Source organism: Polyangiaceae bacterium, assembly GCA_015075635.1.
Taxonomy (GTDB): Bacteria; Myxococcota_A; Polyangia; order Polyangiales; family Polyangiaceae; genus JADJKB01.
On the sequence record JABTUA010000001.1, the window covers coordinates 386,914 to 398,929 of the forward strand.

Genomic DNA, 12,016 nt, shown 5'->3' on the forward strand with positions numbered 1-12,016 from the left:
GCCATGCGCTCGACGACGGCGGGGCTCGGGCTCCTCGCGCTGCTCTCCGGCTGCGGCACGGACGAGCGCGTGCTCGGCGAGGGACCGCTCCCCTCACAACCCGTCGAGGTCGTCATGGACGACAACGGCGTGCCCCACGTCTACGGCGCGACGGATCGCGACGCGTTCTACGGCGCCGGCTACATGATCGCCAGCCATCGCCTGCTCCAGATCGAGCTGGCCAGGCGCCGCGCCTACGGGCGCTCGGCGGAGGTGTTCGGGGTCGAGCGCCTGGGGGACGACGAGCTCGCCCGATTGATCGACTGGAGCGGACACGGCGCGCAGGCGGCGGAGCGCACCAAGGCGGGCAACCCCGAGGAGTGGGGGATCATGACCGCCTGGGTCGCCGGCGTGAACCGCCGCATCGACGAGGTGCGGAGCGGCGCGGTGCCCGCGCCCTTCGGCTTCGCCGAGCTCGGGCTCGAGCCGGAGCCGTGGGAAGCCAAGGACGTCCTGGTGATGGCGAAGATGGTCGGCTTCGGCAACGACCTCTCGCTCGAGTTCGAGATCTTCGTGACCCTGGCGGAGAAGCTCCTGCCGGCGCTCGTGCCGAAGGTGCCGCTCTCGCTGCCTGCCCACCCGGTGTTCGGCGTCCCGCCGGAGGACATGCCGGAGGTGGGGGGCTCGGGCGCCGCCCCGGACCAGCCCGCTCCTGCCGTGCCTCGCGCTCGACTCGAGCAGACCCCGCGTGCGTCGCGCCTGTGGCGGAGCCTGTGCTCGCTGCGCGTCGGCGGCAGCAACAACTTCGCAGTGGACGGGCGCTTCACCGACAACGGACGGCCGAAACTCGCGGGGGATCCTCACCTTCCCTTCGGCTTCCCGGGCCTCTTCTACGCGCTGCACATCAACAGCAAGGACCGCGGCGGCAGCTTCGACGTGGCTGGCTTCTCGTTCCCGTTCCTGCCCGGCGTCTCCATCGGCCACACCGACGCGCTGGCCTGGTCGCCCACCACCGCCTTCGCCGACGTGATGGACGTGTGGGAGGTGCCCATGCCCGACGACAGCACGGTGGTCATCGGCGGCGAGGCGATCGCCTTGCGCGTTCGAGAAGAGAGCATCGGCCTGCGCGACCCCGGGCAGCCGGTGGGCAGCGGCGATCCGGTGGTGATCGAGGTCCGGGACGTGCCGGGCTTCGGCGTGATTTTGCCGAACGACATCGCGCCGCTCCCGGTGGCCGCTCCCGGCAAGGCGCTGCTCTTGCGCTGGACCGGCTACGACGACCGCGGCGCGTCCCGTCTGCTCGGCCTGAATCGCGCCCGCTCCATCGACGAGCTCGACGCCGCGGTGGATTTGCAGACCGGCTTGAACTTCAACATGCTGGCCGCCGACGCCAAGGGCATCACCTACCGGGTCGGAGTGGAGGTCCCCGTGCGCGACCCGGCGAAACACCCGCCCTGGAAGGTGATGGACGGCTCGGATCCGAGCGCGCTCTGGACGGACGCCGTGTTGCCGAGGAGCCAGCTGCCTCGCGGTCGCGCGGCAACCCGCGGCTGGCTCGCCACCGCCAATAACGACCCCTTCGGGTTCACCGCCAACGGCCGCGTCGACGACGACCCCTGGTACTACGGCGCGCTCTTCGACCCGGGCTGGCGCGCGAAGCGCCTGAGCGACGAGCTCACGCGCCTGACCAAGCAGGGGAACGTGTCGCTCGCGGATCTCCAAGCGCTCCAGCTCGACACCCGGGAGAACCTCGCGGACGACCTGCTCCCGCTGCTCGAGCAGGCGTTCGCGGCGGCCGCGACGAACGCGGAGCTCGAGAAGTACCACGACGATCCGCGGCTCGTGACGCTGATGGACGTGCTCGCCAAATGGGATCGTCGCTCCACGCGGGACTCGCCCGGCGCCGTGGTGTTCACGGCCTTCGCGCACTTCGTGATGGCCACGGCGCTCCAGGACGACCTCTCGCTGCTCTACGGCGCGGTGCTCGATCTGGAGAAGATCGTGCTCCTGAAGCTGGCGCTCCAGGCGCTGCGCGACGACTTCCCGATCGCCGCGAGCGTGCTCCAGCCCAGCCGCGACGCGGTCTTGCTGACCGCCCTCTTGCGCACGGCCACGGAGTTCCTGGAGCCACGCTTCGGCAGCGTGGATCCCAGCGGCTACAGCTACGGCGACCTGCACGTGTCGGTGTTCGAGGACGCGCTCGGCGCCGGCTTCGAATGGGGCGAGCACCCGAGCGACGGCGGCGAGACTAGCGTCAACGTCGCGCCGCACTCCTGGGCAAACGGCGCCACCCTCGCGCCCCGCTGGCGCTCCAGCATGGGCCCCATCCTGCGGCTCGCGGTGGAGTTCGACGCCGGCGGCCGCCCGCGCATGCAGTTCAACGCTCCTCTCGGCAACATCGCCGACCCGAGCAGCCCGCACTCCAAGGACCTCTCCGAGTCCTGGGTCGAGGGCACCTATCGCGACATGCGCTTCACGCGCGCCGACGTGGACGCCCACGTGGAGAGCCGGCTGGAGCTCAGGTGACGCATGACTTTTCTGGCAACCCGGAGCGCCTGCATGCCGATGGGCGCCCCGAATGTCAGTCCCCGCCATCGCCAGCCGCGCCCGCGCCGACCGGATCTCCGCGGACGAGAACACGATCCCGGACCGAAGAGCTGCGGGACCGTCCGGCCGGCCCCGGGAAATGTCGAAGGGCACGCAGGCTCTGCTCGCCGCGCGTGACCAAGCGCTTGCGCAGGCGAAGCGGCTACGTGCAGAGCAATCCACTTCTGTACAGGCTCCGGACGTCCGCTCTGATGGGCAGAAGCGCATGGACCTGTTCTTCTCTGCCGCGAACGCGGCCTACCGCGTCGACGGGCACGACGTCCGCGTCACGCCGGCGTTCAGGATGCAGGGCGGATATGGGCCGACGTCCGAACGAGCCGCAGCAGCCTTGAAAAAGGCGCTCCCGCGCGAGTTGATCCGTGAGCTCGGGCCGCGCCTCGACGTGATCGCAAACGGCAAGGGCACGCCCGAGGAGATCCAGCGGGTGACGCAGGCGCTGATCGACCGCGGGCACCTAGCCGCGATCTCCGGCGGAAGCTCACGCGACCGCGTCCGCCAGCTGATGTTCGACTTCGGTATCGGACTAGACTGCTCAGGCTTCGCCTACCAGGCGCATGCGGCGGCGCGGGGAGCCCCGAGGAAGTTGGGGCTCCAAGAGGGCATCCCGGCGCCGAACAAGAGCAAGGACCTTCGCAAGGCGGGCCCCGGCGACTTGATCGTGCTTGGCGGAAGCCCGGGACACAAGGTCGCCGTGTACTCTCATCGCGCGCTCCCCGCCGGTGCTCCGCCTCCGTCGTTCCCCGGACGCCCGGCGGTGCCCGCCGGGTTCTTGCAGGGCGGGCCCGTTCACGTGTTCGAAGTGGACTCGTCGTGGGGAGCTGGCGGGAGAGCTCCGCTCGGCGGAGTCGCCCGGGAGATCTGGCTGTTCAACGAGAGCACCAAGACCTGGGGCTACTTCGACGGTCTGCGCGGAGGGGCTTTCACCGAGTCGAAGAAGGGCGCATACGACCACACGATCGTGGGACTCTTCGGGGTGTGATGGCTCACCGTACGGCCACCTGGCATGCGATCGCGGTCGGCCTGTCGCTTGCACTCTTCGCGTGCTCTCGCCGAGAGCTGCCGGCGCCTTCGACCCACTCGGCGCCACCCCCGACCACGGCGCTCCCCACCGCGAGCAGCTCCGCGCCCATCGAGCCCTCCCCTGCCCGCGTTCGCATCGACCCCACATCCAGCCGGGTCACGGTCACCGAGCTCCCCTTTCACGCGGTGGACGTAGCGGCTGGGGCTTCCCCCTCGGCTGAATTCCCGAAGGGTACGTTGATCCTCGCGAGGTCCGGCGAGAGCGGATTCGTGCTCATCGAATGGGATCCGGCGAGCTCTCGCGTGCTCCGCGAAGCGACTCACCCCTTCGACCCCGGGAGCGGGATTCAGGTCGGCAACACTCGAGCGCTCACGCGCACCGGCACCGGCTTCGCCTACGCGACCACCGGCTACGAAGATCCGTCACCCATCGAGCTCTGGATCTTGGGCCCCGACTTCGTGAAGAAGCACCACAGGGTGATCCACGTCCCGAGCGTGGATGCCAGGAGGCTCTCTCTTCACGGATTGGGCGAGACGCTAGCGCTCTCGTACTGCACGCGGGGAGAGCACCACGTCGTTAGCTTCGACGTTCCCAGCGGCAAGGTCGTCGGACGAACGACGCTCGGGCGCAAGCTGGCGCTGTGCGTGGGCTTCAGGACTCCGCTCGCTGACGTGCGCGTGATCGGCTCCACCGTGTGGGCGGTCTCGGGCGGGCTCAGCGACTACCAAGTGGTGGCGCTCAGCCGCGACCTTCGGCGCGTCGTCTCTCGCTACCCAGTTCCGACTCCCGGACTCCAGGCGGACGCACGAGAGTCCGCGATCAACATGGGCGCCTTCCCCCGCTTCGACGCAACCGCCGCACGCATCGCGTGGAACACCCGCGGTGAGCTCCGCATGTCGCGTGCCGAGGACGGAGCACCGATTTGGAGAGGGTTCGTCGATTCCGCCTCGATCTCTCCGGGTCCGGTGAGCGCGCCGGAGGAGATGGACCTCCCGATTGTCATCGACCCAGATACCGGAGCCGCGTTCTTGGGCGACGGCACCTGGTACGCACCGGACGGAGTCGCGAACCGTGTCTTCCGCGTCCGCGAAGAGCAACCCGACTACGCACCGGTCCCCGTCCAGCACCGACGCCTCGTGACGTTCGCGCATGGTCGCGCGGTCTTCCTCGGCGTTTCGCCGGAGCACGCGACGCTCGCGCTGGTGGAGCCCGAGCTCCCGTCGCTCGACGCCGGGTTGCGGTAGTCTCTCGGCTGGATGAGCAACCGCACATGGACGAATCCCACCTCCTCGAGAAGCTCGCGAAGATAGAGGCGCTCTTCGCGGGTACGACCTCCGACGGCGAGCGCGGCGCGGCCGCGGAGGCACGGCGGCGCATCCTCGAGCGTCTCGCCGAGGTCCGCGCGCTCGATCCCCCCGTCGACTACAAGTTCACCCTGGCCGACACGTGGTCCCGTCGGGTGTTCCTCGCGTTGTGCCGTCGCTACGAGCTCACTCCCTACCGGCGACGCGGCCAGCGCTACACGACCGTCATGCTGAAGGTGCCGCGCCGTTTCGTCGACGAGACGCTGTGGCCCGAGTACACCCAGCTCAACGACACGCTTCGAAGCTACCTCGAAGAGGTGACCGAGCGAGTCGTCAGCCAGGTGCTGCAGGCGGACAGCTCGGAGGCCGACGAGGCCGACGAACCGCGTCAGCTCAACCTCGGCGGCAAGCGCGACGCATCGTGATGGCGAAGGCCTTGTGGGTCATGAAGGACTTGAACCTTCAGCCAACGGATTAAGAGTCCGCTGCTCTACCAATTGAGCTAATGACCCATCCTGGCTCGCGTTTCCGCGGTCAGGGAGGCCCGCTATTACCACGGTGGTCTTCCACGTCAAGCACGCTCGGCTAGCATGAACGCATGAGCGTTTTTCGGCTGCGGTCACGCATTCTCCTGACCCTCGGGCTTCCTGCCGCGTGCGCGCCGAGCCCACAGCCGGAGGCGCCGGAGCCACCGCCGCCCGACCCGGTGGTGACCGCCGCGCCGGAGCCCGAACCTCCGGCGGCGGACGCCTCGGCGCCGCTCGTGATCGCCAGCAGCGCCGAGCTGCCACCGCCACCGCCACCGCCTCCGCCGCCTCCGCCGCCGCCGCCTCCGGAGAAGCAGCCGCCCGTGCAGAAAGGCGCGTGGCACGCGAGCTACAAGCTGCCGCCGGGCGCCGAGAAGTGGTGCACGCACGGCAGCGTGCAGTGTGTCCCGTCCAGCACGGTCATCGGCGCGCCGAACGCCAGCGTGGGCGCGCTGAAGTGCCCCTCGGCCATCGAGGTCAAGTGTCCGTGCACGCCCGCGGGCTGCAACGACTTCGGCCTGCTATGCACCGCCGACTTGCACAAGAACGTGTCGCTGCGAGAGCGTGCCACCCACAAGGACGCCTGCTGCTACGACTTGCCGCGGCAGTGCGTGCCACCGTACGTCGGGCGTCCGCTCCGCGTGGGCGCGGAGCTGGTGACGGCGGTTGCGTCCGCGCGCGAGGAATGGTGCGCGGAGCTCGCGGGCGTGGAGGCCGACGCGGAGCTTTGGACGCGCATCGGACAGCTCGAGCACTCGTCGGTGGCGACGTTTGCGCGCGTGACGCTGGAGCTGCTCGCGCTCGGGGCGCCGCCGGAGCTCGTGCGGGACACGCAGCGCGCGGGGCTCGACGAGGTCGATCACGCACGGCTGGCATTCGGCGTCGCCCGGGCGGCGGGCGCAGGGAATGTGGGCCCGGGCGCGCTCGCACTGCCGGCGACGGTCGAGTCCGACTTCGTGAGCTTCGCGCTGGCGACGTTCCACGAGGGCTGCGTCGAGGAGACCACCGGCGCCGTCGTGGCGCGAGAGATGGCGGCGCGTGAGACGCAGCCGGTTCTCGGCGCGGTGCTGGCTCGCATCGCCGAGGACGAGGAGCGCCACGCGGAGCTCGCGTGGCGCACGCTGGCGTGGGCGCTCGACGCAGGCGGGGACGGCGTGCGCCGCGCTCTCCAAGCCCAGCTCGACGGGCTCGCGCCCGGGTCCGGCACGCGGGCCGCCGTCATCGAGCACCTGGCCCGCCCCTGCCTCGCGGCCCTGCTCCGCAATCAGCGCGCCCCGCGAACGACCCACCAGCTTGGCTCGACCTGGGGATTCGTGCCCGGAGCCCGAGCCGAAGGCGAGGGCGACGTGCCCGAAGACCTCGGGGCTCGACAACTGCGATAGCAGTTGGCGCGCCCCGCGAACGACCCACCAGCTTGGCTCGACCTGGGGATTCGTGCCCGGAGCCCGAGCCGAAGGCGAGGGCGAAGTGCCCGAAGACCTCGGGAAGCGATGATTGCGTGAGCAATCAGCGCGCCCCGAGGGATTCGAACCCCCGACCATCGGATCCGAAGTCCGAAGCTCTATCCAGCTGAGCTAGGGGCGCTTTCGGCCCTTCTCATCCCGCGCCCGGCGGCTCTCGTCAAGCCGTGCGCGTTGTTCTACGGTCGGCGGCGCATGCCCAGCACCTCGGTGCCGCCGCCCGCGGAGGCGATCCAGCCCGAGCGTGTGGTGGACCCCGACGGCTGGCTGGTGGTGGCTTCGTGGACGGTGATCGCGCTGTCCGCGGCGCAGATCCTGCTCTTCTCGTTCGGGCGCGACCAGGGCATCTACGCCACGGTTGCCGACGGCATCCTGCGCGGGCAGATGCCCTACCGCGACGTGTGGGACTTCAAGCCGCCGGGCATCTTCCTGGTCTACGCCCTGGCCCAGGCGCTGTTCGGCAAGACCATGCTGGCTCCCCGCCTGCTGGAGGTGGCCGGGCTCATCGGCATGATCGTCGGGTTCATGCGGCTGTCGGAGACCTTCTTCGGCGTGAAGCGTGTCGGGCTGGTCGGCGGCGCCGTGGCAGCGCTGATCCACGCCCAGCTCGAGTTCTGGCACACCGGGCAGCCGGAGACCTTTGGCGGCTTTCTGACCGTGTGGGCGCTGGTCCTGACCACGCGAGAGGGCAAGCGCAGTCGCAGGCTCTGGCGCTGGGCGGCCATCGGCGCGCTGCTCGGCTGCGCGTTCCTGCTGAAGCCGCCGCTCGGCGGCGGCGCCATTGCGTGCGCTGCGTATCTCGCGCGCGACGAGTGGGGCCAAAAGGCGAAATGGCAGGCGGCGCTCTTGCCCTTCGTCGTGGTCGCGCTCGGGAGCCTGGTGCCCATCGCGGCGTGTGGGCTCTGGTTCAAGGCGCGCGGCGCGTGGGACGCGCTCTACTGGACGCTGTTCGAGTTCACACCGGGGTACACCAAGCTCGGCTGGACCAACCGCAGCGCGCCGGAGATGTTCTACTGGGGACTGGAGGAGCTGTTCTTCCGCTTCTCAGCTTTGGCAGCGCTCGGCTTCATCGCGGCGATCGTGATCCGCCCCATGCACGAGACCGAGCGGCGAGGCTCGTTCTTGATCCTCGGCGTGATGGCGATCCACCTGGCGGGGATCGCGATGCAGGGCAAGTTCTTCCAGTACCACTACGCGGCGTCGCTGCCGCTGCTCGCCCTGCTCGGCGGGCTCGGCCTGTACAAGCTCTGGCGGCGGACCTTGGCTGCCGGAGCGAGCGGCGTTCTGGCCTTCGTGGCCTTCGTGGGCGTCGCCATCAGCATGCGCATCGCGGTGCGCGATCTCGGCAGTTTTTGGGACAGAGCCACGCTGCGCACCGGCTATCTCTTGCGCATGGGGCCGATCCACTCGCGCGAGCTCTTGGACAAGGAGCTCTACCGGGTCGCGGACTACAACCTGGACGCCAGCAGGCAGGTCGCGCTGGAGGTGCAGCGGCGCACGCAGCCCGACGCGAAGATCTTCATCTGGGGATTCGAGCCCGGCGTGTACTGGATGGCCGATCGGGCTGCGTCGACGCGGTACATCTACGACGTCCCGCAGCGGGTGTCCTGGGGACGCGAGCGTGCCAGAAAGGAGCTGATCGCGGAGCTCACCGCGAACCCGCCCGCGCTGCTCGTCACGCAGCGCGGGGATCGCTTCAGCTGGGTGACCGGTGACGAATACGACTCCGCCGAGGCGCTGCTCCACTTCCCGGAGCTGGCGCGCATCGTCGAGGCGGATTTTCGTCTGGTGACGAGCATCGAAGACTTCGACGTGTACGAGCGGCGAAGCGGCGATTGAGCCGAAGCATTTCGCGCCAACGTGTCGCGCTCTGCACCATCTCGGGCCACGCGCGCGCGAGCGTGCAGCGGGTGCGTGACGATTCGTTCGTGCCGCACTCGCTGCGGGATCGTGCGCGCCGGTGCGACGTGATCTCGCACGGTTCGCCGGCGGCACTCGAATTGCCTCTTGGGCCCGGCCCCGTGGGGGGCTCGTACCAAGCGAGGGATTCGTCATGGCAAAGATCCGAAAGTCCATCAGCATTCGCGCGCCGCTCAACCAGGTCTACGACTTCATGACCCAGCCCGAGAACCTGCTGGAAATCTGGCCGAGCATGGTGGAGGTCAGCCACGTCGCGCGCTCCGCGGATGGCTCACACAGCTTCGACTGGGTGTACAAGATGGGCGGCATCCACTTCAAAGGACACGCGGCCACCAGCGAGGTGATCCAGTATCAGCGCGTCGTGGTCAAGAACGACAAGGGCATTCCGAGCACGTTCTTCTGGGCTTACTCCGGCGAGAACGGCAACACGAAGCTGATCCTCGACGTCGACTACACGCTGCCGAGCCGCCTGCTCGACAAGCTGGCGGAGCCGTTCCTCACCAAGATCAACGAGCGCGAGGCCGAGACGTTGCTCGAGAACCTCAAGAATCGCATGGAGCTCGGCATGAAGGCGGTGGTGCCCAAGGCCGCGCAGCACGTCAGCCCCCGGTGAGTCGGATCTGCGCGCCGCCCCGAGCGTGAGCCCGCGCTCGGGGCGCGCCCGCGCGTCGCTCAAGTCGCGAGCTTGCGCACCAGCTCGATCCGCGAGCTGACCCCAGTCTTCTTGAGCACCGCAGCCACCTGATTGGCCACCGTGCGCACGGCGACGCCGCGCTCACGAGCGATCTGGTTGTTGGTGAGGCCGCCGAGCAAGCCCCGCGCGACCTCACGCTCGGTCGCGGTGAGCGTCTTGGGCAGTCCGTGCTGCGGCGCCGGGTACGAGAGCACCAGGTACTCCTCGTCTCCGAGACTGAAGCTCGACGCCCGGAGCCCGAGCGGAGCCCGCAACTCCGCGACCTCTGGTGCCAACCCGATCTGTTTCCACTCCCTCATGTTTTCCCCTCGAGATCTTTCAGCCTAACGCCGGGTGTCCCCGAGCAAAATGGTCATTTCTTCGGCATCGTGCCCCGGCTCGCCCCGAGCACGGCGATCAGCTCCGCCTGGTTCTCGAGGCCCAGCTTGCCGAGGGCCCGCTTGAGCGACTTGGCGACCGTCGAGATGCTGACGCCCAGCGCGGCGGCGATGTCCTTCAAGGGGGCGCCCCGCACGCGGCGCTCGACCACCGACAGCTCCCGCTCGGTGAGCTGGACTCCCCGGAGCTTCGTGCCCTTGCTGCGACGAGCCACGACGTACCTGCGGCCGTCCTTGTCGAAACGCTGGATGATCCGCAGCCGGCCCGACACCAGGTCGCGCCAAGCTTTGTCGCAGGCCTCGGTGTCGGCATCCGAGCTCGCACGATCCGCAGCCAGCGCTACATCTCCGAGCGATCCTCCCCCAGGCCCGTTACCGGGCTGCGGAACGCGCACCATCTTCCCCCTCCCCAATACCAGCGCCCCCGCCTGCGTCTCCATAGTCATTTTTTCGAAGTGCGCGACGGGTCACGTTCGCAAGTATGGTCAGCGCCCCTTCCAATGGGACGCCGCCGCAAAGAGCCACCACGACGCGCGCCGGAGATCGCTCCACCTCCCGGGCTGCGCGCGGTGCGCTTCGCGCTCGGCGGTCGCGACGTCGCGGTGTTGAGCTTTCCAACCGACCAGCTCCGAATTCCCGAAACGCTCAGCCCGGCGGAGCGCGACGTGACGCTCGCGCTGCTGCACGGGGCAACCAACGCCGAGATCGCCGAACGACGCGGCGTCGCCGTGCGCACCGTCGCCAATCAGGTCGCGTCCATTTTCAGGAAGCTGGGAGTGTCCAGCCGCACCGAGCTGGCAGCCAAGCTCGGATCGGCGCGGAAGAAGCGCTAGGGGGCGTCCCTAGTTCGGTGGGCGACAAGGCGGCTCGATGCGAGCCGCTCGGCGGTGAGCCGAGCCCCGGGATCACTCGAGCAGTCTTGCCATGATCAGATCACGTTCCGCCACTGAGAGGCGAGTGCGAATGCCGGCGGGACGCGTTGCGCGACGACCCTTGGAAGTCCCCGGAGGGGGATACCCGACGGGGTGGACCGGCGCCGGCCGTTTCGACCGAACGGAAGAGTCGCGTGGCGTTGGCCAGCGGAGCGCGAATAGGGACACCCCCTAGCCAGCGAGCCGTTGCCCGAGCAAGCCGGCGAGCTCGACCCGCCCGGCCACCCCGAGCTTCTTGCAGATGGCGGCAACGGCGGCGGAAACGGTCGAGACGCTGACTCCAAGCTCGTAGGCCACGAGCTTGTAGGGGTGCCCCAGAGCCACGTAGCCGAGCACGCAACGCTCGAGCTCCGAGAGGCCGGGCGAGGTACGCGTCTCCGGCACGTTGCGCACAGCCACGACGAAGCGCCGCCCGTCCGAGTCGAAGTGGTCCACCAGAGTCCACTGACCGGACACCAGACCCTGCCACAGCGCCATTGCCTCGTCGGCGTCGCGGCGACGAAGCCCGCTGCGCGCGCGATCGATGGCGCGCGCGGCACGGCGCAGCGCTTCGCGTGCGGGCCCTTCGGCCGCGCTGCCGACCGCGTGCTTCAGCTCTCCGCCTGGCTCGAGCACGGCGTCACCGCGGTCCGACAACGTGGCGACGTCGTTCGCGATGCTGGCGCGTAGGCGACGGCCGACGGCGACGTGCGCGGCGAGCTGCGCCCAGGCCTGCGCTTCGCGACGCGTGATGTCGACGCGATCCGCCGCCGGCACCAGCACCGAACAGCCCGTGTCGTTGGGGTTCGCGGCGGTGATGACCAGGAAGTCCTGCACTCCGAAGGCGGCACGCATGCGGTCGGACACCACGTAGCGCTCGCGCAGCTTGCCGAACACGGCCCGCGTCGTGGTGCAGGGTCCGCTGCGGTACATGACCATGCGCTGCTCGTGGGGCATCGCCAGGTGAGCGGGCAAGGCCGCGTCCGCCCACCCCGGCGGCATGCCGTGGTCGATCACCGGGTCGACGCGTGGTCGCGCGGGATCGGAGAAGTCGTAGCCATAGGCCACCAGCGACGAGCCTCGATCGAGGCAGGAGCTGAGCGAATCCACCACGCGCCCGAGCCACTCGGGCTCGGGATCGCCCAAGTGGTAGGCCGCCTCTAGGACTGAGATCCGGTCGCCCCTCACGCTTCGACGAGTGTATCAGGTTGAAACG

The 12,016-nt window shown here is 69.3% G+C and carries 11 protein-coding genes and 2 tRNA genes; 8 read left to right on the plus strand and 5 right to left on the minus strand.

The features are described 5' to 3' along the window. Positions 1-3 precede the first annotated feature (3 nt). The 4 genes from HS104_01825 (at position 4) to HS104_01840 (ending at position 5,336) form a co-directional block, all read left to right on the plus strand. A complete protein-coding gene (locus HS104_01825) occupies positions 4-2,505 on the plus strand; it encodes a penicillin acylase family protein (protein ID MBE7478717.1) in 2,502 nt (833 codons plus the stop codon). Positions 2,506-2,791: 286 nt separating this feature from the next. Beyond that, positions 2,792-3,565 (plus strand): hypothetical protein, encoded by a 774-nt coding sequence (locus tag HS104_01830; GenBank protein ID MBE7478718.1) that lies wholly within the window; start codon positions 2,792-2,794, stop codon positions 3,563-3,565. A gap of 278 nt (positions 3,566-3,843) precedes the next feature. After that, entirely contained in the window at positions 3,844-4,851 is a 1,008-nt protein-coding gene (locus HS104_01835) for a hypothetical protein (protein MBE7478719.1), read from the plus strand. A 26-nt stretch (positions 4,852-4,877) separates the two neighbouring features. After that, positions 4,878-5,336, plus strand: coding sequence for a hypothetical protein (locus tag HS104_01840; GenBank protein ID MBE7478720.1), 459 nt, complete (start codon positions 4,878-4,880; stop codon positions 5,334-5,336). A gap of 14 nt (positions 5,337-5,350) precedes the next feature. Here the strand turns inward: HS104_01840 and HS104_01845 are convergent. Beyond that, a tRNA-Lys gene (locus tag HS104_01845) sits at positions 5,351-5,423 on the minus strand. 86 nt (positions 5,424-5,509) lie between these two features. Between HS104_01845 and HS104_01850 the strand changes: the two genes are divergently transcribed. Continuing rightward, the gene (locus HS104_01850; GenBank protein MBE7478721.1) at positions 5,510-6,820 is read left to right on the plus strand and encodes a hypothetical protein; all 1,311 of its coding nucleotides are present in this window, start codon (positions 5,510-5,512) and stop codon (positions 6,818-6,820) included. A gap of 128 nt (positions 6,821-6,948) precedes the next feature. Here the strand turns inward: HS104_01850 and HS104_01855 are convergent. Beyond that, positions 6,949-7,022 (minus strand) — tRNA-Arg (locus tag HS104_01855). 71 nt (positions 7,023-7,093) lie between these two features. Between HS104_01855 and HS104_01860 the strand changes: the two genes are divergently transcribed. Both HS104_01860 and HS104_01865 read left to right on the plus strand, forming a co-directional pair. Beyond that, positions 7,094-8,737 (plus strand): glycosyltransferase family 39 protein, encoded by a 1,644-nt coding sequence (locus HS104_01860; GenBank protein ID MBE7478722.1) that lies wholly within the window; start codon positions 7,094-7,096, stop codon positions 8,735-8,737. Positions 8,738-8,951: 214 nt separating this feature from the next. Next, positions 8,952-9,431, plus strand: a complete 480-nt coding sequence (locus HS104_01865; GenBank protein MBE7478723.1) for an SRPBCC family protein — start codon at positions 8,952-8,954, stop codon at positions 9,429-9,431. Between the two features lie 59 nt (positions 9,432-9,490). Here HS104_01865 and HS104_01870 read toward each other — a convergent pair whose 3' ends face one another. Both HS104_01870 and HS104_01875 read right to left on the minus strand, forming a co-directional pair. Continuing rightward, positions 9,491-9,811, minus strand: coding sequence for a helix-turn-helix transcriptional regulator (locus tag HS104_01870; protein MBE7478724.1), 321 nt, complete (start codon positions 9,809-9,811; stop codon positions 9,491-9,493). A gap of 53 nt (positions 9,812-9,864) precedes the next feature. Further along, the gene (locus tag HS104_01875; protein ID MBE7478725.1) at positions 9,865-10,287 is read right to left on the minus strand and encodes a helix-turn-helix transcriptional regulator; all 423 of its coding nucleotides are present in this window, start codon (positions 10,285-10,287) and stop codon (positions 9,865-9,867) included. 171 nt (positions 10,288-10,458) lie between these two features. On the opposite strand from HS104_01875, the gene HS104_01880 reads away from it, so the two are divergent. Further along, positions 10,459-10,722 (plus strand): helix-turn-helix transcriptional regulator, encoded by a 264-nt coding sequence (locus HS104_01880; protein MBE7478726.1) that lies wholly within the window; start codon positions 10,459-10,461, stop codon positions 10,720-10,722. Positions 10,723-10,992: 270 nt separating this feature from the next. Here HS104_01880 and HS104_01885 read toward each other — a convergent pair whose 3' ends face one another. After that, positions 10,993-11,988, minus strand: a complete 996-nt coding sequence (locus tag HS104_01885) for a helix-turn-helix transcriptional regulator (GenBank protein ID MBE7478727.1) — start codon at positions 11,986-11,988, stop codon at positions 10,993-10,995. Between the last annotated feature and the right edge of the window lie 28 nt (positions 11,989-12,016).